The sequence below is a fragment of the Mucilaginibacter sp. SG538B genome (assembly GCF_013376065.1).
Lineage (GTDB): Bacteria > Bacteroidota > Bacteroidia > Sphingobacteriales > Sphingobacteriaceae > Mucilaginibacter > Mucilaginibacter rubeus.
The window spans coordinates 416,467-442,482 of record NZ_JABMJI010000006.1; the positions used below are offsets into that span (position 1 = coordinate 416,467).

At 50.2% G+C, this 26,016-nt stretch carries 26 protein-coding genes; 6 read left to right on the forward strand and 20 right to left on the reverse strand.

The genetic code is table 11. From position 1 onward, the window contains the following. Positions 1–91 precede the first annotated feature (91 nt). Positions 92–1,537, forward strand: coding sequence for a hypothetical protein (locus FHW88_RS27315; RefSeq protein WP_176628725.1), 1,446 nt, complete (start codon positions 92–94; stop codon positions 1,535–1,537). 252 nt (positions 1,538–1,789) lie between these two features. Here FHW88_RS27315 and FHW88_RS27320 read toward each other — a convergent pair whose 3' ends face one another. The 3 genes from FHW88_RS27320 to FHW88_RS27330 all read right to left on the reverse strand — a co-directional run bounded on the left by FHW88_RS27320 (position 1,790) and on the right by FHW88_RS27330 (position 5,215). Beyond that, positions 1,790–3,943, reverse strand: a complete 2,154-nt coding sequence (locus tag FHW88_RS27320) for a TIM-barrel domain-containing protein (RefSeq protein ID WP_176628726.1) — start codon at positions 3,941–3,943, stop codon at positions 1,790–1,792. Positions 3,944–4,214: 271 nt separating this feature from the next. Next, positions 4,215–4,724, reverse strand: coding sequence for a hypothetical protein (locus tag FHW88_RS27325; protein WP_176628727.1), 510 nt, complete (start codon positions 4,722–4,724; stop codon positions 4,215–4,217). Between the two features lie 218 nt (positions 4,725–4,942). After that, on the reverse strand, positions 4,943–5,215 hold the full coding sequence (locus FHW88_RS27330; RefSeq protein WP_176628728.1) for a helix-turn-helix domain-containing protein: 273 nt from the start codon (positions 5,213–5,215) through the stop codon (positions 4,943–4,945). Positions 5,216–5,519: 304 nt separating this feature from the next. Here FHW88_RS27330 and FHW88_RS27335 point away from each other — a divergent pair, with 304 nt between their 5' ends. After that, positions 5,520–5,714 carry a hypothetical protein gene (locus FHW88_RS27335; protein WP_176628729.1) on the forward strand — a complete coding sequence of 65 codons (195 nt, stop codon included), beginning with the start codon at positions 5,520–5,522 and terminating at the stop codon, positions 5,712–5,714. Positions 5,715–5,734: 20 nt separating this feature from the next. Here the strand turns inward: FHW88_RS27335 and FHW88_RS27340 are convergent, their stop codons facing one another. From FHW88_RS27340 to FHW88_RS27410, 15 genes are all read right to left on the reverse strand, one after another. Next, positions 5,735–6,625 (reverse strand): hypothetical protein, encoded by an 891-nt coding sequence (locus FHW88_RS27340; protein ID WP_176628730.1) that lies wholly within the window; start codon positions 6,623–6,625, stop codon positions 5,735–5,737. 79 nt (positions 6,626–6,704) lie between these two features. Beyond that, on the reverse strand, positions 6,705–7,505 hold the full coding sequence (locus FHW88_RS27345; protein ID WP_176628731.1) for a hypothetical protein: 801 nt from the start codon (positions 7,503–7,505) through the stop codon (positions 6,705–6,707). A 10-nt stretch (positions 7,506–7,515) separates the two neighbouring features. Further along, positions 7,516–8,628: a conjugative transposon protein TraM gene (locus FHW88_RS27350; RefSeq protein WP_176628732.1), complete on the reverse strand. Its 1,113-nt coding sequence runs from the start codon at positions 8,626–8,628 to the stop codon at positions 7,516–7,518. Between the two features lies 1 nt (position 8,629). Then, positions 8,630–9,247 (reverse strand): conjugative transposon protein TraK, encoded by a 618-nt coding sequence (traK, locus tag FHW88_RS27355; RefSeq protein WP_176628733.1) that lies wholly within the window; start codon positions 9,245–9,247, stop codon positions 8,630–8,632. 2 nt (positions 9,248–9,249) lie between these two features. Further along, on the reverse strand, positions 9,250–10,374 hold the full coding sequence (gene traJ, locus FHW88_RS27360; RefSeq protein ID WP_176628734.1) for a conjugative transposon protein TraJ: 1,125 nt from the start codon (positions 10,372–10,374) through the stop codon (positions 9,250–9,252). Between the two features lie 4 nt (positions 10,375–10,378). Further along, entirely contained in the window at positions 10,379–11,026 is a 648-nt protein-coding gene (locus FHW88_RS27365) for a TerB family tellurite resistance protein (RefSeq protein WP_176628735.1), read from the reverse strand. A gap of 33 nt (positions 11,027–11,059) precedes the next feature. After that, positions 11,060–11,731 (reverse strand): hypothetical protein, encoded by a 672-nt coding sequence (locus FHW88_RS27370; protein ID WP_176628736.1) that lies wholly within the window; start codon positions 11,729–11,731, stop codon positions 11,060–11,062. 10 nt (positions 11,732–11,741) lie between these two features. Continuing rightward, positions 11,742–12,416, reverse strand: a complete 675-nt coding sequence (locus tag FHW88_RS27375; protein WP_176628737.1) for a conjugal transfer protein TraI — start codon at positions 12,414–12,416, stop codon at positions 11,742–11,744. Further along, on the reverse strand, positions 12,413–14,866 hold the full coding sequence (locus FHW88_RS27380) for a TraG family conjugative transposon ATPase (RefSeq protein ID WP_176628738.1): 2,454 nt from the start codon (positions 14,864–14,866) through the stop codon (positions 12,413–12,415). Before FHW88_RS27380 ends, FHW88_RS27375 begins: the two co-directional genes overlap by 4 nt. 60 nt (positions 14,867–14,926) lie before the next feature. Beyond that, positions 14,927–15,721 (reverse strand): hypothetical protein, encoded by a 795-nt coding sequence (locus FHW88_RS27385; protein ID WP_176628739.1) that lies wholly within the window; start codon positions 15,719–15,721, stop codon positions 14,927–14,929. Next, positions 15,718–16,197, reverse strand: coding sequence for a DUF4133 domain-containing protein (locus tag FHW88_RS27390; protein ID WP_255485462.1), 480 nt, complete (start codon positions 16,195–16,197; stop codon positions 15,718–15,720). The genes FHW88_RS27385 and FHW88_RS27390 overlap by 4 nt, the downstream gene beginning before the upstream one ends. A 6-nt stretch (positions 16,198–16,203) precedes the next feature. Next, the gene (locus FHW88_RS27395; protein ID WP_176628740.1) at positions 16,204–16,650 is read right to left on the reverse strand and encodes a DUF1896 family protein; all 447 of its coding nucleotides are present in this window, start codon (positions 16,648–16,650) and stop codon (positions 16,204–16,206) included. A gap of 46 nt (positions 16,651–16,696) precedes the next feature. After that, positions 16,697–17,029, reverse strand: coding sequence for a DUF4134 domain-containing protein (locus FHW88_RS27400; RefSeq protein ID WP_176628741.1), 333 nt, complete (start codon positions 17,027–17,029; stop codon positions 16,697–16,699). Positions 17,030–17,292: 263 nt separating this feature from the next. Beyond that, positions 17,293–17,790 carry a hypothetical protein gene (locus FHW88_RS27405; protein WP_176628742.1) on the reverse strand — a complete coding sequence of 166 codons (498 nt, stop codon included), beginning with the start codon at positions 17,788–17,790 and terminating at the stop codon, positions 17,293–17,295. Between the two features lie 565 nt (positions 17,791–18,355). Then, positions 18,356–19,678 (reverse strand): WD40/YVTN/BNR-like repeat-containing protein, encoded by a 1,323-nt coding sequence (locus tag FHW88_RS27410; RefSeq protein ID WP_176628743.1) that lies wholly within the window; start codon positions 19,676–19,678, stop codon positions 18,356–18,358. Between the two features lie 377 nt (positions 19,679–20,055). Between FHW88_RS27410 and FHW88_RS27415 the strand changes: the two genes are divergently transcribed. From FHW88_RS27415 to FHW88_RS27425, 3 genes are read left to right on the forward strand one after another with little or no spacing between them, the layout of a single operon-like run. Beyond that, positions 20,056–20,595, forward strand: coding sequence for a M15 family metallopeptidase (locus FHW88_RS27415; RefSeq protein ID WP_176628744.1), 540 nt, complete (start codon positions 20,056–20,058; stop codon positions 20,593–20,595). Positions 20,596–20,647: 52 nt separating this feature from the next. Further along, on the forward strand, positions 20,648–21,445 hold the full coding sequence (locus tag FHW88_RS27420) for a DNA/RNA non-specific endonuclease (protein ID WP_176628745.1): 798 nt from the start codon (positions 20,648–20,650) through the stop codon (positions 21,443–21,445). Between the two features lie 12 nt (positions 21,446–21,457). Continuing rightward, on the forward strand, positions 21,458–23,185 hold the full coding sequence (locus FHW88_RS27425) for a patatin-like phospholipase family protein (protein ID WP_176628746.1): 1,728 nt from the start codon (positions 21,458–21,460) through the stop codon (positions 23,183–23,185). Here FHW88_RS27425 and FHW88_RS27430 read toward each other — a convergent pair. Together FHW88_RS27430 and FHW88_RS27435 are read right to left on the reverse strand one after the other, a co-directional pair. Then, entirely contained in the window at positions 23,145–24,365 is a 1,221-nt protein-coding gene (locus tag FHW88_RS27430; protein ID WP_176628747.1) for a hypothetical protein, read from the reverse strand. The genes FHW88_RS27425 and FHW88_RS27430 overlap by 41 nt on opposite strands. 104 nt (positions 24,366–24,469) lie before the next feature. Next, entirely contained in the window at positions 24,470–25,297 is an 828-nt protein-coding gene (locus tag FHW88_RS27435) for a glycerophosphodiester phosphodiesterase family protein (RefSeq protein ID WP_176628748.1), read from the reverse strand. A gap of 318 nt (positions 25,298–25,615) precedes the next feature. Between FHW88_RS27435 and FHW88_RS27440 the strand changes: the two genes are divergently transcribed. Beyond that, complete coding sequence (locus FHW88_RS27440) at positions 25,616–25,927, forward strand: LLM class flavin-dependent oxidoreductase (protein WP_255485463.1); 312 nt, start codon at positions 25,616–25,618, stop codon at positions 25,925–25,927. Positions 25,928–26,016 lie beyond the last annotated feature (89 nt).

A 26,016-nucleotide genomic window follows, 5' to 3' on the forward strand; every position in this document is an offset into this window, starting at 1 on the left:
TCGGGTTGTTACCGAATAAAGCAAATGTAAACACTCGTAAATAATAAAGTTCACGGGTCGCAAGCGATATGATATTTAAAAACTTACAACAATGAAAAAGACACCATTGCTATATACCACTTTGTTAGCGGCGCTGGCAACGCTTTTGTTTTCCTGTAAAACAGAAAAGCCTTCAATTGTAGATCCTCAAAATAATCAAAGCAAGGCTTTGTCCGGCCAGGTTCAAATTACCCAGACGCCACTTGCCGCGTCCGACTTTGTCAATTCCGTTGGCGTTAATGTCCATCTCAGGTTTCCAATATATAAAAGCAGATTTGATGACGTTGTTTATCCGTCGTTGAAGACGCTTGGGATTAAAAATATTCGTGATGCAGTGCCTTATCATGCTTTTATACCTTCCGCAGATACAGATTTGATTAAAAATCGGTTCATTAAACTTTATGAGGAACTGGGCATTAAAGTAAGTTATCTCCTGGATAGCAGAAAGGTGGTAGATAGTTTAAATTTACGCGATGATGCCGCATACCTTTCGATATTTAAAAATTCAGCCCGGCTGCGGCAAACTATACAGCATCTGGAAGGCTTTAATGAACCGGATCTAACTATCAACAGCTGGTATCCCAATGGATGGGATACCTTGACTTATAAAATTCAAAAAGCGCTATACACCAGGGCGCATGCTATGCCCGAGTTAGCAGGAATCAGGATAGTTAATACAAGCCTGGTAACTTACTGGAGTCTGCCCTCAAAACCCAATAAAGTAGCAGCTATTTCACCTTCGATCAGCAATTATTGCGATTACATAAATTTTCATACCTATGATAGCGGTAGCTCGAACTGGAAAATGTTTCCGGGAACTTATTTTGATTTAACAAAAGGCTTTTTTCCACCAATCCAAAATGGAAAGCCTTTTATGATTACCGAGATTGGTTATGAAAATGCCCGTAATTATAACCTGCCCACATCAGCGGAGTACAATGCCAATGCGTATCATTATTTGTCCGAACTCAGTTCCGGGAAGTACTATTCCGTTTTATTTATGGAGCAGTTGAAGCGGGGAGCGGTTAAGACCTACGCCTATGAACTAATGGATCAAAACAGTAATGATCCCAATAATAGTGAGAATAACTTTGGTTTGATTCACACGGATGGTAGTGTTAAGCCGGCATTTACGGCCATCAAAAATACAATTGATTTACTGAAAGACGTTTCCGGTAGCATTACACTGGCCCCACTGACATATACAGTTGCCGGAGACACGACCAATCTCCGAACTTTGTTATTTCAAAAAAACACCGGCAGTTACTATTTAGCGCTCTGGCAGGGACAGCCCGCAGGTGTCAATTATGATTTTAAAAATTTTCAAGATTTGCCGGATGATGTGCAAAATATTTCAATAACATTCCCGCATAGTTTTTCGGTTGTAAAAACATACCAGCCACTGAGCTCTGTTAATGCAATCACAACGAGTACTCATATTTCAACTTTGGCTTTAGGCGTACCAGATCAATTGCTGATTGTTGAGCTTCAACCTTAACAGCTATGAAAATAATAGAAGCTATGCAGTTACCTTACCCTGTATGATATATCCTCTGAACCTTGAAAGGTAATCAGATAGTATGCCGTTATCATTAAGGTTTTATTTAAGAACTGTTTATCCCGGCAGAAGGGAGGCAATATTGATGAATTAATAAACTTGTGGTAAGACAGATGATCAAAAAGCCACCGGGGTCGTTGCAACCGCCCCGGTGGCATACAGGCCAGAGCGCTGTATAAGCAGGTAGTCGCTTCAATTAATTACGATCCATTTTTTAACCTTGTATCTGTTGCCTTTAAAACTGCCGGCCCTTTTAACGGAACCTTTACCTTTGGTGTAATTCAATGTCAAAAGGTTGAAGTTCCCTTTTTCAAAATTAAAACTGACACCGTCATCTTCGAATAAGAATGCAGGCTCTACCCGTTCACCATACACCTGGCAAGTCAGCTCGAAGCGGGTATCCGGGCCTATATGGTCAACGGGTTCGGCCAGTGGTAATATAGTCCCTTCTTTAATAAAAACAGGCAGGTCGGTCAATCCGATTTTAACGGTGTATGCTTTTCCGCCAACGTATTTTTTTTGGGTGTTAAAGTCGTACCAGTTTCCGGCTGGCAGGTAAACCTTCCGTTCCTCCATGTCTTCGGTAAGCGGAGCGGCCAAAATTCCTTGTCCGATCATATATTCATCGTCAATATTAAAAACTTTTGCGTCTTCCGGGTAGTCGACCACCAAGGCCCTGAAAGGCGGAACGCCTTTGTTATGGTAATCAGCAAATGCGTTATAAAGATAAGGGACCAGGCTCATCCGGAAATCAAGCAGTTTACGTACGGCTGCTTCGACTGACTTTGCATTTTCCATCAATTGGTCCTTATTATTTTTTTCAATATCGATTTGAAGCCAGGGGGGATTTTGAAGGTACCAGGAGTTGTAAAGGGTTTGAGCAGAAAGTACGGCTGTTTGACTCCTGCGCAGCAGATCAGCGACAGACCTGGATTCCCTGACCTCAGGCGACCATAGTAGCCCGGAAAAACCGGCGTTACTGATCATTTGAATGTATTGATGATGATCGTAGGTATCGCTGTAAAGGGATGCCGGATAAGAGGAAGCAAACGCATTTGAGGCCCTGACATCCAAATAAGTGCGTGTATTTAATGCTTTGTAGATGCTATAGATCGCCTTTTGGTAAACGATGCCAAAGACCTGATGCATTTGCTCTCCGTTAATGCCAGACGGGAAGCGGCTGTGCTCAGGGAAACTCCAGGTTGCATCGCCCATCGTCAGGTTGGAGTTATCGCACTCGTCCATTTTAAAGCCTGATATGCCCTTTTGCACGAAGGTTTGTTTATGATAATCCGCAAATAATTTACTGGCGGAACTATCAACAAAATCCGGAACGAGCCCATTCCAGACCAAATAGTTCCCCGATTTATCTTTAAGTGCTGGGTAAAGGGGCGATTTGGGGTTTACGAAGGCATGCTCCCATAAATTTATGTGATAGCCTTTGGTCTTCATCGTGTCTATAAACTTATCATGCGACGGAAAAAAATCTTTGTTCCATACATAAGAACATGAGTAGGCCGTAGTCTGCCATTTGGGTTCCAGGCCAAGCACATCGCACGGAATTTTGTTTGCCCGGAAATAATCTGCCATTTTACCAACTTGCTGCTGGTTAAAATTACCTTTTACACGATACTTAACGCCTAATCCCCATAACGCCGGCAAAGCCCCGCCACCAGAAAAAAGATTATAGCGCTGCAAAACTTCCAGCATCTGCGGCCCTTCAAACACATAAACTTCCACGCCCTTTACGCCCGGCACATCTACTGCAACATAACCGGATGCCCTGCTTTCATTCTTGTATAATTCCTCCACTGAATTGCCATCTTTCGCGTCTTTTAACTTTACTATACCGGTGTTCTTTGCCGTGCTGCCACAGTAAAAAGTGGTGTAATGAGACGTATTAACCAGGATGCCATACCCTTTATTAGATATATAAAACGGTTCGGGTGCATGAGTATAGCCCAAGTTATGCGAAGGGTTATCATTGACGATTGGCTTCTTTCTGAGTCCTTTTTGATTGAACGAGCCCATTTGTAAACCAAACCCATAAAGTTGCTCCTCGTCGGTCAGCGGAATTTCCACGACTATGCCGCGGTCAGATGCAGTTATTTTAATTTCATCCGTGTTAAAAGGCAGTTTACCCGCCGGCAGTTTAGCCATGGCATCTGTCATAGGTTTTGTACTGCAAAAACTATATGGCGAAAATTGTTCCGGTATGCCACATGTCAGTTTTTTTACACCAGGGGCAACGGTTGTGACCTGAATAGCTTGCTGAGAAACAGCGACCAAAGTCATGCGCTGAAAAAAGAACAACACCAAGTTGATTCGTAGTAAAAGCTTCATCATTTAATTACTCAATTATACTGGTTTTTAAAATGCGTTCAAATGTAAGGAGGCGTCAAACATCACCTCAGCCAATGCTAAATCGTTTGAACCGGATGGCCTTGGCCCCGTAATTTTTGAATATGCTGAAACCGGACGCAGCTTATGTTGAATCCAGTCGATACTAAATTTTGCGTTAAATTAATCGAATCATGGGCTAAATGTCAAGGTTTAATAAATTATCTTAGAAAAAGCACCATACCGGGTTCAGACAAATCGCCTTTTGTGGCACTCCTCAAACAACTTTGTCTATTAAGTTACCTGGGATAGCCAGTTCGTTAGGTCTGATGATTACTTTTTGGGTGATATCAACTGGTTTACTGCCTGCCAGGTCCCGCGCAATGATTTTCTTGCATCGTGTTGTGGATGCGTTCCGGATGGTTAACTGATTGTAGCAACCAGATATACCAAGTGGTTTATCAAGAAAATCCACCTTGAACAGCACATTTGCGCGCGCTGTAATGTAAGCCCGCTTTATTGTCCTTCCGATGGATGATACGACGATGGCCATATCGGGATATTTTGAAGCCAGCATATTTGGCTGTAGAGTATCACCTTTACCGTTCAAAGAAAATTTGAGAAACGATTTAGGGCAGGTGATCCGCGTAAACGGCGGCGAAGTAGTGAACGGATAAAAAATTAACAGGTTGAGCTGGCGAACAAATTGATTGCTATATCGCGAGCAGCAGTTCCACTCGGCTACCGAGGCGCGGGTGGTATGATGGCGTGTACCTGATATAGCCATAGTTCTGAAGCTGGCTAATGCATTTGTGATAAGTGATGTTACTTTGAATGCGAGACAACTTCATAAGTTTCCTTCGGGAAACATTTATAGATTTTTTCATGCCGGCGGATTGCCATAAAAAGTAAATCGCCATATAGAGACTCAGGTGCCAGGCGGTAATCCGGGCGTCTTCGCTGAAGCAGTGAAATAGACGGGATAAATGTTGAGCAGCGGACATGTTAACGAAATGCCTCCCTGCTGTTTTCCAATAATTTAATGATGTCCCGATGGCGATAATAATAAGTTCCCCCAATCTTGGAGTAAGATAATCTACCCCCTGTCCGGAGATTTTGCAAAGTGCCCTGTGATACTTTCAACAGTTGCCTGACTTCAGCACCTTTGAGCCATTCTTTTTGGATATCTTTTTTTGTGTTCAACAAATCATTGATATCATTAAGTAATTGCAGCCTGAAATGCTGCAGATCTTCTTTGGTAATAATCTCTACACTCATGGTCTATACGATATAGTAATGTTGTTGAATGGATTTCTTTTGAATGATGGTATTGATAAATATTCCGAGGTCGAGCAGACACAGGATACGCTTACGATAATTCATACTACCTGAATTCTTTGCGATATTTATAATTTTATATGCAATGATTCTCGTCATGTTGTACATACGGGCATTATGATTTTTTTTAATTTCCTGCAATTACTTTTTATCGCTTGCAAACAGGTAGATCCCGGGGGACAAGAATGATTTTACTGCGCCTCTTCTTGTTGAAAGATGGGAAATATTGTAAATAACCAAAGTCATGCAGGTCCCGGATACAGCGATGATAAGTAGCCCGAGAAGAAATCCGGGCCAGCTCCATCACCTCGTAACTATAAACCTCGATATGATCCGTAAACCCGCCACGCTGCCACAACTGCAGGAGCGTAGCAAAAAGGCCAATATGGGCAATACAGATTCGGGGATCGCTGCCGACCCGTTCAAAGAATACCCATAAAGGCCTGCACAGCTCCATACTCAGATCTTAACAGCTTGCTTGCGCTGCAGGGCCGGTTCCTGTTTTTGCCCGGTTGCTGCTTTCTGACCTGCTGGTGCTGCCTCATCCGCCGCTTGGGTGCCCTCTTTGGCTGCGGTTGCTTTAGCCATAGCCGCCCGTTGCACTTCCTGCGGTGATAGATCCGACTTTTGGCTTTGTCCAAAGGCCTGCCTGTTCACCGGTTTGATATCCAGCTTTTGGCCGTTCTCATCATAAAAGTCGATGCGCATCATCGGCGCATTCACCACCATTTGAGCTTTTACCTCCTGGCCGTCCTTTAATACGTTAACTTCAACCTGGTTTCCTTTTTGCAATTGCGCCAGCAAACGCGCCTGCATGTATTTCTCTTCCGCGCCGACAATCGGGAATTTTTCCAGTGCCTTACCCTGGTCATGCCAGCGGATCATCTTGGGTAAAAAGTTCCCGTGCTGATCGGCCTCTTTAAAGTTGAGCGCCCGCCAAGCCCAGTAAGTTTCACCGGTCGGCACCATTTTCAGTTTACCGTCCATTTCTTTCCTTTCCAAAACAGGTTGTTCCCGGTAAACCGCACGACCGTCCATCATATTGTAGCGTTCCCGGAGCGTGTAGTTATATTTCGGCCCGACAAAGAAGGTTTGCGAAAGGTCTTCCATACCTTCTTTTTTTAGCGTCGAAGTGAAACGGTTAAAAAAAGTAAGGTCTTTGGCGGCATCGTCGCCCTTAGAGAAATACAGCACCGAATGCAGTTCGTCCTTTCCAAACTTTCGTGTGTGGTCCAGTGTAAACTCGGTCAGGTTCTGTTCCATTTTTGTATGTAAGGATTTCGCGATTTCTTCGCCAAAGCCCAGATACTGAAGTTGATCTCTGTTGTACTCAAAACTTTCCTGATTCATAATACTTAAATTTTAATGGTTAATACTTCTTTGATTAATGTGTGGGATAGGTTGAAGCAGCTAAAAGCCTTGGATCCGTCTATTGCAACTGATCATCAGGCAGCCTGATGGCACCGCCGCTATGGTATAAGCGGGCATACAGCCTTTGTTCGATGGTCAGCGGAGGGTATAGCGAATGGGGCGTTGAGCATTGCAGCCTGCCGTCCCGGTTGCCATGAACCCTGAACAGGGCGATACCGCAGTGCTTTTCCGGGTAACTGTCCGGGTCCGGGTTGAGCAAGCGCCCGCGGTATTCCCCCACCAGGATCAGATCGGCAGGCTTTTTATCCGTCGCCAGTCCTTTGGCTTTTTCACGCTGAAAATTTGCGCCGTCCGCCTGGCTCTTGAAATGTTTTAAAATAACCACCTCGTGCCCGATCTCATAAATGTGGTGCCCCGGATGGGTATGCTTGATCACCAGAAAGCGCTTCACTTCTTTTCGCGGCTCGATATCCTGCCGCCAGTGCACGGGGATAAACATCTCCGTCTGCAGGTAAGGGCCGAGGCCGTCTATTTTGCAAAAGGGTTGCAGTCCCACATCAAGTTCCGCTAATTGCTGCCCGATATCCGGCAGGTTACCTTCACCTATCACCGGTTTTTGATCGAAGCCTGCCGCCAGGTTGGCCACCGGAATAAAGGCATCATCCGCCGCTGCAAAATCCTGCATGAGATAATCGAATACATTGTTCGATGCCGACCAGAATTCCGAAGCTTCACCTGCGGAAACATACCCATGAAAGACAGGTTGATCCCTGCTCCGGTCAAAGGCCGCCCGGTTCCAGTTTTGCTCCGCGGCTTTGAACAGAAAAGCGCCGACAGTTTTGCGATCCGTTAATTCCATAGCCAAAAGATTAATGCAATACCTTGTTGTCGCGCAGCAGCAGTTCGTGCCCGTCCTTCAGTTTTCCTTTCACGCGTTTGACCTTTTTGGAGAAAAGCCCTTTGGCCGTATTGATCCCGGCTGTCGTCAGCTGCGCTGTCACCGAGGGGTCGAGGCTTAGCATATCCATGGACTGCACCCCGCTGACGGCGCCTTCGCGCAGCGCTTCACCGGTTACGGCTTCCGGCACGCTGATGCCCTCCATACCGTCCGTCCGGTCATACACGGTCAGGTCGACGGGGATAATGTTCAGTCCCACATGGATTAGTTTGATATTGATTTTTACCCGCTGGTTATAGAGGTCGCCGCTGCCATAGATCAGTTGCCCTTTGGCGAAGAGTTGCCCGTTCAGCCTTACCGAGTCCAGCAGGCGTATGCGGATCACCGTGCCCTGCACGATCTTTTGGTTGCCATCGATCACCGCGGGGATCGCCTGGAATTGTTCCGGTGCAGTTTTTACAACGATGTCCTCTTTTTTATCCTTCAGCCGCTCCGGGTGCTGGATATCCAGGATTTTTTCCAGTAAGCCGTTCATCTGTTTCATTTCCGGGTCTTCGCTCAAGGTCGCAGGATACCGCATGGAATCCGGGCGGCTGTTAAGCGCTGGTTTAGGTATTGTTGTACCCACTGGCGCAGGCGGTTTGTTGATCACCGATTGTAACTGTTTTAACCGCTGGCTGATCTTGGCGGCATTAACCGCCGGGTCATCATTATTGCCGGAAACCTGGTCGCCGAAAAGCGAGGGCTGGCGAGGGGAAAAAGAGCGGTTGTCGTTGGGCGGGGCGAAGGCCCCGCTGTCCGCACCGTGTTTGAAAAATGGATCTGTCTTGCGCAGTTGCGCCTGTTTGTCGGAGTCGGCACGGGCGCGGTCGTAAAAGCTCATTTTGTCGCCGTCCTGGTTGCCGCCCAGCAGCGAGGGTGGTATTTTATACCGGAGGTTTTGCCGGACCGTGCTTTGCGGCTCCGGGCCTTTGCCGCCGCCGAAGGCCCAGAAGCATACGGTGCTCAGGCAGAAAATAATAAGCGGCATGACCAGCAGGGCTTTCCGCTGGCGTTGCAGTTTTAAAGGGTTTTTGGTTTCCATATTAATGATTGCTGATGGTTAAAACTTTGTTTTCTATGGTGCTCCAGTGCTCGATGAGGAAGCCGAGGAGGTTGTTGTCGCTGCGTTCCACTTCGCGGAGGTCGCCTTCGGTGATGAGGCTTTGCGCGACCTGGCTGGTGGAGCGGATAATGCGCAGGGTGGCATAGCACCGGAAATGGTAAGGACTGGCGCGGGTATCGACCTGTACGCTGTCGACGTTGAGGCGCTGGCTGATATTGCCGGCGATGATATTGGCATAATAGCCGCTGACGGAAAGGCTGTCGTAGACTTTGCGGGCGGAATTGTCCGCGAGGTAAAGGGCGCGGGACAGGTTGCGTTTGTTGACCTTTTCGTCGGGGTCGAGGGTGAAAAACAGCTCGTGGAAGGCACGGACATGGCCGCGGGCGGCGAGGGGCAGGTACTCGGCGCGTTCGACGGCTTTGGCTGACCAGGCGGTATTGCTGGAAAGGACGTAGACCTTTTTTTGCAGGGCGACCGATTCGGATTTCAGCAGCCAGGCCATGAAGCAGACGGCGGCAAAGGCCAGCAGGATGATGGCGATGCTGAAAACGCGTACATGCTGGAACGCGGTCTCCAGGTTTTTGAGTTTTTTAAACATGGTCAGGATGTTTTACCGGAGCCACCTTTCAGCTTTTCCGTGTTGTAATTGTTGTTTTGCGTTTGTTTGCTGCTGTTTTGCTGGTTATTGACCTGGCTGTTGCCGGAAAAAGCGTTCCGCATGACGGAGCCGCTGAACCAGGATACGGCCATCGAGGCCACCGCCGAGGTTTTGTTGAACAGGGCGTGCCCGCCGACGTTCATGATGTAATTCGCGATGCTCGGTACGGTAAAGTATCCGAGGATACCGATCAGCAGGAAGATCAGGTAGGCCGTGCTCGTATTGCCGAATTCGTTGCCGCCGGGGTTACCGCTCTGGATGGCCAGCAGCATGTTCACCTGGATCCTGGCGATGATGGCCCCGAAAATATTGGCGACGGGCAGCCACATGAACACGTTGACATAACGGGCGATCCATTGCTTCAGCGTGTGCTGGAAGCCGTCGAAAATGCTCAGCCCGAAGCAAAGCGGTCCGAGAATGGCCAGCACGATGAGTTTAAACGTACGGATCGTGTCAAGGCATAGTGCCGCGGCCTGGAAGAGTACGTTAAGTACTTCATAGATGAATTTACGCGCCCAGTTCTTGATGCTCCAGCCGGAAAAGGCATCCGAAATGGGGTTGCCCGCGCTGGCGTCGGTACCGTCGGGGTGGCTGTACTGGAACCATTTGTCCGGGTCGGAATTGAGTTCGCCGGGCGTTTGCTCGTTATCGTTTTGCGGTTGTTCACTAAGCAGGCGCTCGATGGCCTGGTTGGAATTGGTCACCATATTTTCCGTGGCGGTCACTACGGGCTGGAGCAAGCCGTTCATCAGGCGGAGTACCAGCGGAAAGAAGGCGACGCAAAAGCCGATACCGAACGGGCGCAGGAGGGGATAATAATCGATGGGTTCGGCTGCGGCGAGGTGTTTCCAAACACGGGCGGCGATATACCATAAAGCGGCGAAACCACCGATGGCGCGGGCGACGCCGATCATGCCGCTGCAAAGCGGGATCATCTGGTCGTAAAGCTGACTGAGCATGTCCTGCAGGCTGTGCAGGTCGTCGGCTACGCCCTCGGCATGGGAAAGTAAAGGGCAAAGCACGCCCAGGGTTGCCAATGTCGCAACTGTTAACGTTTTCTTTTTCATAAGATCAGGGTTTAATGCCGTAAATAGAATGGAGCGCCTGCCTGTCCTGTTCGATCAGCGCGCGTTGTTTCACCATAGCCGATGCCTGCCCATTAAAGCGCCGCAAGTAAGTCAGCTGATTGTGGCTTTCGTGGTACAGCCGGTCGATGGCCCTGAGCCGCTCCGCATCGCTCATCCGCAGCTGGCTGTCTGTAATGATCATCACCAGGTTATCGAGGTTTTGCAGGCTGGCACTGACGAGGTTATTATAAACGGTCATCATATAAGTCAGTTCATCGGGCTTGAACCGGCCGCTGCGGCTGAATGAACCGGAGGCTTGCCGGTATTCGCTGACGAGCGTCGCCTGGTCGTTGATGATATCCGTGATGCGGGGGTACTTGCGTACGGCAGGGCTGACGAGGTAAAGCCCGTCGAGAAATGCCTCGTGCAGGCTGAAGTTACCCTGCGCGACACCTTTTACGGCGCTATATCCTTTGGACAATACCTCGTAGCCCTGGTACATCTGGCTGAGGATGTTTTTCAGACTGGCCAGTTTTTCATAGTCGAGTATGAGCTGCTGGATGCAATCATCGACCGATTGCGCTTTTGATTGTCGCGGCAGTATGCCGCAAAGCCCCGCCGTCAGCAGGATCATAAAAATTAACTTTTTCATCGCTTTCAAGATCTCTTTTCATGTTTGTTTTGGCTATTGTATGCCGTAAAGTTTTTTCATCTGCGCCCGGTCTTTTTGCTGCTTTTGCCGGTTCAGCGCCAGCTTGCGGCATTTATTGCTGAAGTAACCTGCAAAGGCCTGTTTGTCTTTCATGCGTGCGTAGAGCTGATCCAGCCGGCTGAGGCGCTCGGCGTCGCTTAGCTGCAACCTGCCCGGCGTAAGCACGTCGGTTAGTTCGTCCATGTCCGTTTTACATTTGGCCAGCAGGCCGGCGCTTACTTTGTCGAGGTATTGCAGTTCGGTCACGGTCAATAACTTTTGTTTGGCCTGCCATTGTTTTTCGTTCGCGAACAGCGAACGGATCTGCCGGTACAGGCTGTCGGTGGCCCGGCCTTTCGGGTCGCTTTTCACCACGGGCGCAACCTGCTGCAAAGCATTGAAATAAGCCGTATGCAGGCTGAAAGTGCCATTCTTCAGGTCATGCGCTACCGTCAGGCCTTTACCACCGATGGTGTAACCGGTTTTGATGGCGCTCAGGTAAAGCTGGTAAACGGCGACTTGTTCGGTCATCAGTTTTTTCTTCGTGGCCTGCTGGCTGAAGAAGCCGCCGAGGAATTGGGCATTGGCCTGCATAATGCCGGGGCTGGCGAGGGAAAAAATAAGGACGGCGACTAAGCGCGCGGGTTTGCTTAATAGGTTTTTCATATCATTAGGTTTATTGTATCCAATAAAATTGCTTCACCGCCGCGCGGTCACGTCCGTCTTTGGCCCGGAGCAGGCTGAGGCTTGTGTTCTGCCTGTTGAACTGCCGCAGGTGGCCGAGGTTAGTTTGCATGGCTTTGGCCGCCAGGTTGATCCGCTCCAGGCGTTCGGCATCGTCCATCTGCGCCGCCAGGTCGCTGATAACCGTGATGGTTTCGTCGAGGTTGCGCAGGCTTTCCTGTAAGATGCCGTTATAGATATTGCCCATGTACTTCAATTCCGTGGGGCTGAAATGCGGGTCGCGGTTGAACTGCGCGCTGGCGTTCCGGTATTCACTGACAAGCTGACTTTGCTGGCTGACGATGCGTTTGACCGCATCATAACTGGCGATCAGTCGCCTGACTTTGGAGAGTTCCTGGTAATAACCGGCATAGAGATCCTTTTCCTTGCTGAGCCAGTCCGAGATCCCGTTCAGGCTGTTGAGGTGCAAAGTGTTTTCGATCTGCTTTTCGGCGTTTTGCAGCGCGATGGTCCGGTTTTGCAGGCGCTGCACTTTGATGTCAATGGCGACGATCATTTTCTTGATCAGGCCGGTAAAGGCGCTGGCTGCAGGTACTTGTGCCTGGGCTTCAGGCGGGCACAGCAAAAACAACAGGCCGTACAACAGGGTGATGATATATCTTTTCATGATGCTTTTGTAGTAAGTTTCTCGGCTACCAGCGTGGCGATGCCTTCCTCGATGCTGCCGTGTTTTTCCGCGTATTCCCTTACCTGAACCCGCTCGCGGCCCTCTGTAGTAAAAGCGTAATATTCTTCGGGGCAGAGTTCGTTTTTGTAGACCTTCATGACCTGCCCGCCGATGTCCACGAAAATCTCCCGGTTATCTTTATTCACTGACAGCAGGATGGTTTTCCCTTTATCCGATAAACCCAGCGCGTTTTGCAGTTTGTCGAACTTGCCCTGGAACTTGCGCATGTCCATCAGGATTTTAATATCCGCGTTATTGATAATGGCATCCTTGATAACCGGTGAGGAAATCAGGTCGTCCAGTTCCTGCGTACTCACGATAGGCACCCCGTTGAACTTACGGATGGTTTTAAAAGCGTAACGCAGGAACTCGGCCATGCCCGATTTGGCGATGGCCTTCCAGGCTTCGTCTATCGTAAGGACTTTACGGACGCCGGCCAGTTTGCGCATTTTGGAAATGAACAATTCCATAATGATGAGCGTCACGACCGGGAAAAGGATCGGGTGGTCCTTGATCTGGTCGAGCTCGAACACAATGAACGGCTGGCTGAGCAGGTCGAGGTTCTCCCGGGCGTTCAGCAGGTAATCGAATTCCCCGCCTTTGTAATAAGGCCGTAATACATACAGGAAATTGTCCATATCAAACGCGCTTTCTTTTACCCGGTGGCTTTTCAGCACTTCGCGGTAGTCGCGTTCAAGATATTCATAGAAAGAATCGAAGCCGGGGAATACCGGGGTGTTTTGGGCGAGGTATTCATAATAACCCTGCAAGGCGTTGGATAGGGCCACGTATTCCGCCCGGTTGAACGTTTCGTTTTCGCCTTTCCAAAGGGAAACCAGCAAGGCTTTTAAACTTTCTTTTTTCTCGGTGTCGAGCACTTCGCCTTTGGAAAGATAGAACGGGTTAAAACGGATCGGGTCCGTTTCGGTATAGCTGAAATAATAGCCTTTCACGGTATCGCAGAGGCCAAGGTAACTGCCGCCGATATCGACGGTTACGCAATGTGCGCCCTGGTCATAGAGCGAACGCAGGATATGGTTAACGGTCATGGATTTGCCGCCGCCCGATGTACCGCACACCAGCGTGCCCATATTGGAGGTGATGCCTTCTTTGCGCGGTGCATCGAAAAGATCGGCATAGACCGGGCGGCCGGAAAGGCGGTCGCAGAAGCGGATGCCTGCACCGGCCGGGCCGCTCTGATAATTGCTTTCGAGGTTCAGGAAGCAGGCGGCCTGTTCGGCGAAGGTATCGAAAGTGTCATTGACCGGGAAATCGCCTGCATTGCCGGGAATGCCCGCCCACCAGATCTGCGCCGCGCCGTCAGTTTCCGGTTTGGCGGAGGCATCCATAGCGGCGAGCGCCGATAAGACATGGTTGCCTTTGCTTAACAGCTGTTCCCGGTCATCCGACCAGACCATCACGTTAAAGTGTGCTTTGACCGGCAGGCGCTGGCGGCTGATGGCCTCGTTCAGGTATTCGTTCGTGGCCTCCAGCGAGATGGCATTCTCCCGGGAATAAGCCGAGAGCGATTGCAGCCGCAGCCTTTTCTTTTCCAGTTGTTTGAGCGTCGCCTGCGCATCCCCAACAAAAATGTACTGGTTATAGATATGGCTGGTTTGCAGCAGCAGGCCGAGCCGGGCGGCGAAGCTGACCGGGAATTTGGTCTGGTCGGTAGAATAAGGTTCGTAGGTCAGACGCGAACCGCAGTTGGCCGGCAGGCTTTCGGTATCGCCTAAGGTATAGATCGCCAGCTCCCGGTTGCCGATCCGCACTGCTTCGTCAAAGCTGATATCCTGGTATAAAGCCGGGGCTTCCCTTTCCGCTAAAAAACAATAGCGTTCGATCAGCCCGTTTTTTTTTAGCTGGCTTTGCAGGTCGGCGGCGGTTAAGGGCGTAACGCTCATCAGTCGGGTATCTTCCAGCAGGCGTTTAAACCGGGCGGTCACATCGCGAAATTCTCGGACGGCCTGGTCGCCCAATAATTCTTTGGGTACCAGGGTCGGCCGGATCAGGCTGGAAAACAGCGAGCCGGTGGGTTTGCATCCCTGCGGTCTTTTGGTCAGGTAAACGATACAGTCATGCGCCAGGTATTTCCGGCCTTCGAAGTAACGGGCGCTGGCCTGGTTCAGAAAGTTTTGACCGCGGCCGGTTTCGCCCTGCGTGGTTTCTCTTTGTAAAAACCAGTCCTGTTTATGCAGCACGCTGTCTTTGGGTAGTACCCGGATGGCTTTTACCCAGGCCTGGTGCAGGTGCTCGTAATCCTCATCCGAGAGCGTAAATACTTCCGGCAGGCTGATGCGGAAGGCCAGCGTAAACGCCCCTTGTTTCGAGAGGATGGCGTCGTTTTCGATCCCCAGGATGGGCAGTATATTTTTGAGTTGTTTTTCCATATCACGTATCTCTTTCACATCATTTATAGCCCTCTCCTTTGGGGAGGGTTGGGTGGGGTTTTAAAAGCGGTGGCGGTTGCGCGGCCCGATCTTTTGCATGTTTTCCTGGTGGTCACGCTGCAGTTGTTCCTTGTTTTGCCGGATCAGCCGCGGAATTTCCGTTTCGGCCAGCGGGATGACTTCGGCTTTCAGCTCTTTTTGGATCGGATAGCGTCGTAGCACTTCCCGTTCGTCCATGCCGTAGATCTGTGCAGCACCTACCGGGTCGAGCCCGATCTCGTTGGGCAGTTTGATCTTGATCACGCCTGGCGGGAATTCGAGCAGTTTGGGGTCGATCTCCACCACCTGTTTCATCAGCGGCTCATAAAAAGCCTCGTAATTCCAGCCGTCATTGGTCAGTTCAAAAGATTTCAGGCTGATCACCGGGAAGAAGTGCTGCGCGTGGCGGAGTTCATGCATGCGCAGGTTGACGACGAAGTTTTCTCCGGCGATGTCGATCTGCGGGAGGATGTTTTGTTTGCGGCTCGCCAGTGCTGTCCGGTCAACGATGACTTCGAAGTCGCTCATGGATTGCAGCTTTTCGACCGGGATGCTGTATTTTTCAGACATGCCCTGCGGGTCAAGCTGGACAAGCTGTGGAATGATATAAGCTGCTGCTTCATCCGGATCGGTGGTGACTTGTTTGGTATTTTCGTTCCAGGCGAGCAGATAATGATCACCGAAATCGGTCAAATCCCTGATGAAGGATATCTCGTTTTCGGGCTTATCCGTTTGACGGAGCACCTGCTTGTCGATGTCTACAACAAAGCTGGTATGGTCGAAGCTGTAAATAACGGGTTCTCTTAACTTGCTCATAACAGGTTCTCTTTATGGGTTAATTGCTGGAAAAAGCGGCGGCCGTAAGATTTCAGAACGCGGGGTACGCGTTTGCGGGCCATGGCCTTCATCAGGCCGTGTTCGCCGTACCTGCGGCTTAAGGCAAATATTTTCATAGCGCCGAATAGCGCTGCCGGTCCGCAAACGGCGAGGCAGATGATGGTGCCGGCGCCGATGATATACAGAACAGCGAACAGGATCATCAAAGTGAGCGCCAGCCCGGCGAAATACCAGATGTATTGCGCCCGCAGGCCGTGGAACTCGATGCTTTTGTTGATGCCTTTATTAATGGTATAGATGCTGTTGTTCATGGTATGTTCTTTTTTCGTAAACTTTGGTGCGGATCGCCAGGGCGCTTTGATAAACGTGGATAACATATCGCCTGGCTGGTAGGCCAGCGCGGTGCGGATTGCTTCGATGTTATCGCGTAGTTTATGGAATGGGTTAAACGACATGCCGGTTCAATTTTCGGTTTGCTGGTTTTCGAGGTATTCGGCGATCAGGCCGGTGATGGCGGCGCGCAGGCCGCGGTGATCTTGGTGTTCTTCTCCGAAACCGAAGATTTCGAAAATGGGCTCGCAGGCACCAATGAGGTTGATAAGCTCGTAGGTCAGGATGCCGCTGCGGTTAAGCCGCTGGCAGTCCTCCGGAAATTCTTCCTCCAGCAGCTCGCGCATCCAACTGAAGCGGGAAGGGCGCAGGTCTCGGGTAAGTTCTTCGAGGCAAAGCGCTTCGATGACATAGGCCGGGCGGTTGTCCCGTTGCAGCTCTTCGATCAGTCCGCTGATGGAATCGATCTTGGTGCTGAGGTAATGGTTCAGCCGGTGGTCTTCCTGCAAAGCGATGAGCAGATCGGTATGGTGCTGCACCATATAGTTATGCAGCTTGCCGATGAGTAATGTTTTCATTTGCTTGTTTTTAAAGCCCTCCCTTCCGGGCAGGGTTGGGTGGGGCTTACAGGCCGAAGAATGATTTGATGATGGTGGCCACGACGACCAAAAAAATGCAGGAGCCGAACCAGGCTGCAGCGACTTTGGAGGTATCCTGGTCCCCGCTGTTCCACTTCTGGTAGACTTTGACCGCACCGATCAGGCCGACGATGGCCCCGATGCCGTACATCAGGTTGGTGCCGCTTTCAAAATAACTCCTGACCTGGGTGTTGGCCTCCTGGATGCCGGCGTTGCCGTCCTGGGCTTTGGTAGTTAAATAAGTCAGGGTGATCAATACCACGCACAGGGCGGTTTTTGGGAGGGGGCTGCTCCACGATTTTCTCTTGCACTTTTCCATTTCACTATCGTTTTGTTGTTATTGATGTCGGTTCCGGCTTGGCGCTTTCACCTTTTTGCTTTCAGCTTTCCTCCTTTTTGAGCAGGGATTCCCCATACCCGCTCCCGGTGGTTTCCGGGAGGAGCGGGAAAAAGCTGCAGCCCTAACTCATTCCTTTGCGGTCATGGCGCTACAGCACGGGGCCGGGGCAGCTTATTTTTTTGGGCTTTGGTTTCCCCTTTATTGGCCCCGCGGGTTGCGGGGCCGGGGAACGGCACGGCGGGCTAAGCGTTCCACCACTGATCCACTTCACCTTCACTCAGCAGCGCCGTGCCGGTATTGTCACATTCGCTGACGACAAGGGCGTTGATCTTTTCGCGGTCGGTTGTCGCAGCGACATCAGAGTAATCATGGAGTATTTTCCGGAGTGCGGGGATGAGCAGCTGTGGTGCGAAGGGTCCCTCAGCGGCGTCATAGATGCACTGCCGGAGTTGCCGGGCGAGGTCGCTCGCAGTTCCGCTGAAGGGCAGCTTCTGGCTGTAGGCTTCTTCGGACGAGATGACCGCTGGATTAACCTGTTCCGGCTCAATCTGTTCTGACGGGTATTGCAATACAGCAGGCCGCTCTTCCGGAGCGTCGGCTTTGGCACGCAGCCTGGCGATCAGTTGCCTGATCTCATGACGGTAATATTTCCAGGCGATAAAGGCGTAATAAAAGACCGCTGCTGCAAGAGCGGCGTATAGGTATTGTTTCCAGGTAGTGTTGTTCAATAGATGCTCCATGTTGTTATTGCTTTAATATTTGTTTTGAGCAGGTTACTGCCGTTTATTGATACAAAGCAAGGTGATAATGACATGCTGATAAACTTCAAGATGATACTGAAGTTTTTTTGCTATTATCGAAGCCTGTTTTAAATGAGGTTGTTAGGATGTTTTTATGAAAAACGATGTGCAATACAAGTTTCCATGTACCCTGCGATTGACACATGGGAGGAAGTTTGGGATTAGTCGCGCTGAGTTAATTTATTTTTTTGAGTAGCGCCTGAGTGGGGCTTGAAAGCGTGGTGTTTGTGATGGTTTCGAAGGGCACGGAAGCGGTTTTATCCTCGGAATAGTGGTGTCCGCGGTTATTTCCATAGCTTATCCCAGCTTACGTTGCTGCTTTGCAGTATAACGAATAGTAGCAGGCCTTCAGTTGATAAGAATGAAAAACGGCCTCAACGTGCGTTAACCCGGCCTGAAGCTTGACGGATTTAATTAGAAAGTGTTGTTCCCTGAAACTACGCTGCTTTTGTAGCCGTAAATTAGATTCTTGTCGTTAGCCAATGCGCTGCGGCCATCCCCCCAATCATTTACTATAATACCTGATATAAGGTTTTCCCCAGTTGGCTACGATCAAATTGCCATTTTTTGCAACAATATAAGGCTGCAGCCCTGTGCCCTTAAACGGGAATACCAATGTGCTATTGTTATAGTTATTAAGCATATAAAGGCCATTGCTGTCATCTTCAAAATAAAACCTTCCATCACCCTGTACACTCATATTGCCATACTTTTGACCACCAATCATATAACCAGTATAGCCCGTTCCTTCATCCTCTGAAATATATATTCCGTTGGTATGAAAGATGGAACAGACAAAAAAATTATTGTTCGGGCCAATGTAAAAAGAATAAAATATACCGGGAGTAACGCTTCCGCCTATAGGCACAGCGTACCACGTGATGCCGGCGTCCCCCGATTTAAAAAGGTTCATGTTATAGGCGTCTGTTACATATATGTTTCCTTCCTTGTCCTCTGACGGGCAGTCAAAATAGGGCTCGATGGGCTGGGCTGCGGGGAAAGCAGCCTTTGTCGTGGTGGTCCAGGTTTTACCTTTGTCACCGGAAACAAATGCAGCTGCTGGTTCGCTGGTCGTCACCACCAGTTTTCCGCCATGTGTTGCAGCTGCAGCATTTATGGTGGCGGCATCAAAAGGACTGGCACCTGAGTTCGTCCAGTTCTGACCGGCATCCTTTGAGTAAAATACGCCATCGGTTGTTAATGCATAAACTTCATCCGCAGCGCTCGACACAACGTAGTTGATCTGGTGACTGTTTCCCAACGGCACGACAGCGTTCCAGTTTGCGCCATTATCGTCTGAATATCCTAGTGAAGCCTTGCCTCCTGCGAAACAGGTAAATAACCTTCCTGTGCTTAACTTACAAAAGCTGGCAGGGCTTAGCCCTGTTTGTATTGTACAGCCTCCATTGTGCCAGCCCGCTGCCCCGGCAATAGCAGTAGCTTTGATTTTAACCGAATCTACTTTTTGATAATCTGAATTAAGCACATAAGCGGTTAAGATCTGTTGTCCCACATTGCCCGAAAGCGACCATGTATAATAAGCCATTCCGTCTTTGCGACTGATATCCGGTACCGTGTTACCGAGGTTGCAGCCAGATCCTTTGAATTCAATTGAATAGCCGGCTAACGGAACACCATTCGCAGTAACCTGTACAGCTATTGGATTCGTCAAAGGATCACCTATCGTGTCCGTTTGCCCATCGCCGCTGACAAGTTTTATTTTAAGTGTGCCCATGGTCAGAATGTCCTTGTTGCCGGACCCTGATTTCGAGCAACCCAACGGAACAGTACACGCAACCACAATCAATAAAATAAAACATTTTTTCATGGTAAAGTATTGGTACCCTAAATATAATAATAAATTAACGTGAGTTCGGGTTAAGCGACTAACAAAAATTGGTTATCGTGGTCCTCAAAAAGTAAAAAATAGGAGAGATAAATAAAACCTTTTACCTGTTTTTTGACAGGGGAGGTTTCAGTAATGGTATACCTGCATATCATTAATAACTATCAGAACACTAATAAGCCGGAGAAATGCTATGCACTACAACTACCGCAATGTTTGAGCTGCGCCGGCCGGCCCAATGTACTTTGGCGGAAATTATTAAAAAAAGGGTGTTTTTCCGATAGGTTTTGTATGGCGTATTGCTTAAATTAGCTTACAAATCGTTTATTCACAATTTGTTAAACCCTATACCTGATCCGATGAACACCCCAAACGGTTATCAAGAAATCAATGCCTTGTTCGGCAACCCCGCCAATCCCGATGGTTCCGAAAATAAAGCTTGGGTACACGCGCATATCCAGCTTGTCAAACCGCCTGCCGGCTGGAAACTATACTACCAGGGCGACAGTGGTTCACTGACCCCTTATCCGGGTTTACAGATGCATGTGCTGCTGGCACCGGTATTCACCACGGTCATGAACGAGATCTGGGCCTATGTCGCAGGACAACTCAAAAACCCGGGTGACGACGATGTCCGTGCCTGGTTGCACCAGTACCGCCTGGACATTACCGCCGGCTGTTTTAATTTCCGGCCAAGTTCCGGGGACCATACCAAGCTGTCTTTACACAGTTACGGGATTGCGATCGACTGGGACCCGTTACATAACCCGCATAAAAAGCCGCTGACCAAAACCCTGCCGGACTGGTGGTACGCGATCTGGCAAAAGCATGGCTTTAGCGATGGCCGGCATTTCAAGACGCCGGACCCGATGCACGTGCAGTTTGCCACCGGGGCTTAATCGACCAGGCGCTAAGGTCCCCTGATTTATACAAACCTGAAAATCAATCACCATGACCAAGATCCGAATCCTGTTCATTATCCTCGGCGGTTTCCTGTTGCCGGAACTCACCGCCGCACAGAACCCGGCCCTGGACGTGACCTATGTCCGTGCGCTCCAGCAGAAATACCCGTCGGTCAGCTCGCCGCTTTGCGCAGCCTGCAAACTGTGGGAGAATCCCTATTTCAAATCCATTGCGGATACCGCGGCGCACCGCCCTGTCGTGACCTTTTATGTCTATACCCGGGAACACCGGCTGGCGCAGGAAGCGCTGAACATCCCCCGCACCGGGATACCCGCCGCCTGGAGTTCCGGTTACGGACAGCCCGACGAGACGATGATCTACCGGGTCGCCAATAAAGAATCAACCGACATGATCGCCAAAGGTCATTGCCAGGCGTGGATCCTGCTGGCCTGGTGCCTGGATGCCGCCATCCTGTCGGATACCTACACCTTTAATGCCGGTATGGAATTCCAGGGACAGAACATCGGCACCGAACTGGCCACCGAAGAACTCTGCCGCAAACTGACCGGCTTCAAAGGGCAGGCTGTGACCGACCGCGTGCAGATCTGGTGCGGCACCAGCGGCGCACAGCACATCTACAGCCAGGGAGCGCTCGCGGTCACCATGCCCGAAGCTTATTACAAGATCATCTGTTATAAAGACCTGTCCACCCACCAGCCTGTTAGGCTGTGTTACTGGCTGCCCAACCAACCCACCGAAAACCGCGCCAAACTCCCGCAGCGTATCGTGGATTTCAGCGTGCTGGTCAAAAAACTGGGTTTTGACCCCACCATCGTCCTGCATTAAAACCTTTTGCATATGAGCCGTACCCAAATTTCATCGCATCCACTCGAACGAATCGCCCTCAGCTGTTCCGGCGGCGGTTACCGCGCCGCCAGCTACCACCTCGGCGCCATGTCCTACCTGAACCGGCTGCAGTACAGGGGCAAGCCCCTGCTGGAAAATGTAAAAATGATTTCCACCGTATCCGGCGGGACCATCACCGGGATCGTCTATGCCCTGGGCAAAGCCCATAAGGATGAATTCGAAACGATCTTCAACTTCCTGATCAGCCAGCTCAAGCAACTCGACCTGGTCAAAGCCGGCATCAGCCAGCTGAACCCGGATGCGGTCTGGACCAATGCCGCCAAAAGCAAAAACCTGATCAACGCCTTCGCCCTGCAGTATGATGAACACCTGACCCGGCACGCCACGATCGCCGACCTGGACCTCAGCCAAACCCACCTGGAAGCCGCTGTCTTCAATACCACCGAATTTACCAATGCCGTCGATTTCCGTTTCCGTAATAAAGGAGCCGGTTATTGCGGTAATTTTTACCTGAAGGTAGATGCGGCGACCGCGGCGGAAACCAGACTGGGCGATGTGATGGCCGCCTCATCCTGTTTCCCGGGCGGTTTCGAGCCCATCCTCTGGCCCCAGGATTTTGTTCATGAGCAGGCTCCAAGGCTTAAAGCACTGGCGGCAGCGAACAAGCCCACCGGCCTGATGGATGGCGGCATATATGATAATCAGGGCATCAGCTCGATCCTGAACTACCGCAAGAATGACGCAGAGCCCTATTTCGATCTCATCATCGTTTCTGATGTCGCCTCACCCTATATGGAAGCCTACCAGCCGGTGCCCGAGGCTGCGAAAACCGGTTTTTACAAATGGACGCTCAAAGACTTGGCCGCCAGATCCGCTTCGGTCAGCAACCGGGCAAGCTATGTGCTGCTGAGTATTGTCCTGCTCGGTTTGATCATCCCCGTATTTACGCAGTACAGGCTTAATTTCGGCAATGGCCTGTCGCTGGGCTTTGCGGCCGCTGCACTAATCTTGTGGATCGGCAAGGTGCTGGCCGTCAAAAGGCTGCGCGCTGCTTTATCCTGGACCTTTGATCGGCTGACGCAAAAGATACCGGGCTTCTACCGCGATAAACTCGCCCACCTGCATGTAGAAGACCTGTCCCTCCACCGGATAGAGCCCTTGGTACTGAACCGGCTGGTGTCGCTGGTGGACCTGCTTATGAACGTCTTTCTGAAAGTCGTACGCCGGCTCAACTACAATATCCTTTATCATAATCCTGCATTTGATTACCGCCGGATCGGCAACCTGATCAAACAGCTGACCGAAGAAGATTTTGTGAACAGCCGCGAGCGGCTTGAGCAGGACGGCGGGCCGGACCCCAATGTGGCGGAACACAGCGTGCTTACCGGAACCTACCAGGAGGTCATCGGACCTGAACTTCAAAAGATCAGCGAGGAAGCGGCCGGTTTCGGCACCACGCTTTGGTTTACCGACCAGGATGTGGTCAGCGACATGCTGGATAAACTGATCATCACCGGGCAGGCCACCATGTGCTATAACCTGGTGGAATACCTGGAACAGCTCATTTATACAACCGGCAACGGTTTTGCCGCGCTGCCGTCGGAAGGGCAGCAGGCTATACAGGAAACCTATGATCAGTGCAAGACCGACTGGAAGAAATTCAGGGAGGCTCCGGGATTTATGCTGAAGCCTGGACCGCAGGAGCAGGGGAAGGGGTAGCCGGGCTGCCCGCCGCAGCTACAGGGCGCGCAGCATTTGTATTCTCCGGCCCCTTGGCGCCCAGGTAAGAGGCCGAACTGATCCCCGCTAAAAAGAGAATCGTGGAAGAGAATTCCGGCATGCTCTTGTTATCGATCGTATAGATGATGAAATACATACCGAGCACCAGGTTCCAGGCAAAGGCCTGGATGCGCTGCACGCTGTAGCCGTTCCCGTCCGTGAGGATGTCTTTTAAGAAGGTGGCATGCTGCTTTTGCGGCGCTCCCGGGTTGTTCTTCGCGAAATTACTGTCGATCACATAAGCCAGGCCGGTGGTACCCGCGCTGACGCCCAGGAGCAGCAGGATAGACGTATTAAAAGTGGTCACGATATCCGTCAGCACCAGGGTATAGATAAAAGCCCCGATCACCAGTGTTGTCCAGAACATCAGCTGGCTTAAGGACAGGCTGTACGCGCCGCCGCGGCCGCCGTCCTTCAGCGCATCGGTAAAGACGCAGATATAAACGAAAAGCCCCAGCACGATCACAAAAAGCAGCATCCAGCAGACAAACACCCAGATCCGGTAATAGATGATGGTCACCCGCGGCGTGCCGGGTACTTTCTGCAGCTCCGACATGCCCTGCCAGCCGATGGAAGCATTCAGGTTGGTAAAGTTATCATAGAAGTGGCCGGTATTGCTGTAAAAGAACTGCCAGGCATTCCGCGTGCTGTCATTCCGCCGCAAAGCAATAAAGATATCCGCAGTATTCCCCAAGGCCGGTAACTGGCCGGCATTGATCTGCAGCCGGGTGATCTGGCTCATCCAGTCGGACACAATGCCTTTCATCTCCACACCGTTTACATAAAGCACTACTTTGCTGTTATCAGCCGGACGGGTGTTTAGAAAAGCCATGGGATTGCTGATCGTGAACCGGATGATATTGCCCGGATAGACCGCGACCGACTGGGTGCTGTTATTGATCGACAGGTTGTCTTCCCGGGCCGTCTGCTCCTGGGAAACTACCGAATAAACCGGCTTGATGGCCAGTACTTGCGGCAGGACAACTGTGGCCGGTTCCGTACCGGGCGAGGGGTCAGGCAGCACCGTTTTCGGTACCTGGGCGTTATCCAGCGCCAACGAAGGTCCGGTCCAGAAACACACAGCAAACAAGGCAGCGAACAAAGCGGTGAACTTTTTCATGATGGAAGAGTTAGGTGGCTTAAAGATAGGCATTTACGATTTAAATTATTCACAAGTCCGATAAAACGCCGAAATCTGTCATTGACCGGTCCGCCCGCTGCAGATTAATTATTGTTATTTACTTCGGGTTTTAACTGACTGCCGGAATTGATGGTGGTCAAAAACTCGCGCAGTCTGGATAATTTATCAGTAGTAATCAGATCTACCCCGCATTGTAATAATTGATGCCATACCAAAGGGCTGTCTGGCGAATGCCATAAACGCACTTTGGCGCCGCATAAATGCGCTTGTCTAACGTAAGTCGTCAGCTTCAGGCTATCTTTTAGTGATAGGGCGCCTGTTCCTTTCCACTTTAAAAGTTTAGAATATTTACAGCTGGCCATGGCCAGCAGCTTATCGTCGGCCGCGGTGCGGTTAATTTTACATAAATCGGCATCAAGCGTTACCAATTTGTCGGTATCGGCAATTACCTGGCCGTATGGTTTATTTCCGGAAAGCACAATGCTCACTTGTCCGTTAAGCGCTGTATGATATTCCTCCAGCAAGGGTTTCAGCAACTGATAGGTTTTCACCGGATCAGACTTGATGTCAATCATCAGGGTAATCGGTTGATTATAGCCTGGATAGATTTGCCCCTTGTTGCCGCTGATATATTTGGCCAGAGGGGCAAGGTATAAACCTTCTAACGTGCGCCGGTGATGAATAAGCGGAAGAACATGCGTAACTACCAGGCGGTTCTTGTGCACATATACATCGGCTTCAATATAGGTATAACCGTTATTGAGCGCTTCAAAAAGCGGTAGTTTATGTTGGTAATCGTTATGTGAAAATGCATTTGCGAGCGGTATGTTTTGAGCCCGGCTATAACGGGGTAAAAAAAATAGAATTAAAGCCGTCAGCATCAAAGGGATGATATCAAATGTCTTCATCATTCATTAATTATGGTACGCTAATTTATTTGCGTTTCATGAATTTATGATGATGATTTTGAAAGTGGACAAGTGAAAAGACGGACCTTCGGTAGCCGACGGCCTGTTGCACGCTCGGTTATCCCGCGCTGTAGCTTATTCCCCGAGATGGCGGTACAGGTCGGGGACGGTATTAAGGATGCGAATTGTCGTTGATGCCAATAGGTGTTCAAAAAATAGAACCCGGCAGTCTCCGCTGGAGTTCAGGTCGCATTTAAGTGATTGTCGTTAAAATGGGACTGATTTGACAGAAGCCGGCCTGCGGCCTGTTAACTTTGCGGCATGGCAGCGATCAACTATTCAGTGCTCGACCTGGCAACGGTCATCCAGGGACATACCATTGCGGACAGTTTTAATTATAGCGTAGCGAATGCACAACAGGCGGAAGCTTTAGGCTACACGCGTTACTGGTTCGCCGAACATCATAATATGGTGAGCGTGGCCAGTTCCGCTACCAGTTTGCTGATCGGGCATATCGCCGGTAAGACCTCCACGATCCGTGTCGGCTCGGGCGGTATTATGTTGCCCAATCACTCACCTCTGGTAGTCGCCGAGCAGTTCGGTACGCTGAAGGAAATGCCATGTGTACATTGATGTAAGCTTTTCAAGTGGCCGGCATTTCTTCAATACCTGAAAGTAAATCAGAGGGCCTAAACCCATGAGGCTGTCTGGCAGATCAACAG

Bases quoted from the DNA above. Each gene is read 5' to 3' on its own strand.
- FHW88_RS27315 (WP_176628725.1), top strand. From the start codon at position 92: ATGAAAAAGACACCATTGCTATATACCACTTTGTTAGCGGCGCTGGCA.
- FHW88_RS27320 (WP_176628726.1), bottom strand. From the start codon at position 3,943: ATGATGAAGCTTTTACTACGAATCAACTTGGTGTTGTTCTTTTTTCAG.
- FHW88_RS27325 (WP_176628727.1), bottom strand. From the start codon at position 4,724: ATGGCTATATCAGGTACACGCCATCATACCACCCGCGCCTCGGTAGCC.
- FHW88_RS27330 (WP_176628728.1), bottom strand. From the start codon at position 5,215: ATGAGTGTAGAGATTATTACCAAAGAAGATCTGCAGCATTTCAGGCTG.
- FHW88_RS27335 (WP_176628729.1), top strand. From the start codon at position 5,520: ATGCAGGTCCCGGATACAGCGATGATAAGTAGCCCGAGAAGAAATCCG.
- FHW88_RS27340 (WP_176628730.1), bottom strand. From the start codon at position 6,625: ATGAATCAGGAAAGTTTTGAGTACAACAGAGATCAACTTCAGTATCTG.
- FHW88_RS27345 (WP_176628731.1), bottom strand. From the start codon at position 7,505: ATGGAATTAACGGATCGCAAAACTGTCGGCGCTTTTCTGTTCAAAGCC.
- FHW88_RS27350 (WP_176628732.1), bottom strand. From the start codon at position 8,628: ATGGAAACCAAAAACCCTTTAAAACTGCAACGCCAGCGGAAAGCCCTG.
- traK (WP_176628733.1), bottom strand. From the start codon at position 9,247: ATGTTTAAAAAACTCAAAAACCTGGAGACCGCGTTCCAGCATGTACGC.
- traJ (WP_176628734.1), bottom strand. From the start codon at position 10,374: ATGAAAAAGAAAACGTTAACAGTTGCGACATTGGCAACCCTGGGCGTG.
- FHW88_RS27365 (WP_176628735.1), bottom strand. From the start codon at position 11,026: ATGAAAAAGTTAATTTTTATGATCCTGCTGACGGCGGGGCTTTGCGGC.
- FHW88_RS27370 (WP_176628736.1), bottom strand. From the start codon at position 11,731: ATGAAAAACCTATTAAGCAAACCCGCGCGCTTAGTCGCCGTCCTTATT.
- FHW88_RS27375 (WP_176628737.1), bottom strand. From the start codon at position 12,416: ATGAAAAGATATATCATCACCCTGTTGTACGGCCTGTTGTTTTTGCTG.
- FHW88_RS27380 (WP_176628738.1), bottom strand. From the start codon at position 14,866: ATGGAAAAACAACTCAAAAATATACTGCCCATCCTGGGGATCGAAAAC.
- FHW88_RS27385 (WP_176628739.1), bottom strand. From the start codon at position 15,721: ATGAGCAAGTTAAGAGAACCCGTTATTTACAGCTTCGACCATACCAGC.
- FHW88_RS27390 (WP_255485462.1), bottom strand. From the start codon at position 16,197: ATGTCGTTTAACCCATTCCATAAACTACGCGATAACATCGAAGCAATC.
- FHW88_RS27395 (WP_176628740.1), bottom strand. From the start codon at position 16,650: ATGAAAACATTACTCATCGGCAAGCTGCATAACTATATGGTGCAGCAC.
- FHW88_RS27400 (WP_176628741.1), bottom strand. From the start codon at position 17,029: ATGGAAAAGTGCAAGAGAAAATCGTGGAGCAGCCCCCTCCCAAAAACC.
- FHW88_RS27405 (WP_176628742.1), bottom strand. From the start codon at position 17,790: ATGGAGCATCTATTGAACAACACTACCTGGAAACAATACCTATACGCC.
- FHW88_RS27410 (WP_176628743.1), bottom strand. From the start codon at position 19,678: ATGAAAAAATGTTTTATTTTATTGATTGTGGTTGCGTGTACTGTTCCG.
- FHW88_RS27415 (WP_176628744.1), top strand. From the start codon at position 20,056: ATGAACACCCCAAACGGTTATCAAGAAATCAATGCCTTGTTCGGCAAC.
- FHW88_RS27420 (WP_176628745.1), top strand. From the start codon at position 20,648: ATGACCAAGATCCGAATCCTGTTCATTATCCTCGGCGGTTTCCTGTTG.
- FHW88_RS27425 (WP_176628746.1), top strand. From the start codon at position 21,458: ATGAGCCGTACCCAAATTTCATCGCATCCACTCGAACGAATCGCCCTC.
- FHW88_RS27430 (WP_176628747.1), bottom strand. From the start codon at position 24,365: ATGAAAAAGTTCACCGCTTTGTTCGCTGCCTTGTTTGCTGTGTGTTTC.
- FHW88_RS27435 (WP_176628748.1), bottom strand. From the start codon at position 25,297: ATGATGAAGACATTTGATATCATCCCTTTGATGCTGACGGCTTTAATT.
- FHW88_RS27440 (WP_255485463.1), top strand. From the start codon at position 25,616: ATGGCAGCGATCAACTATTCAGTGCTCGACCTGGCAACGGTCATCCAG.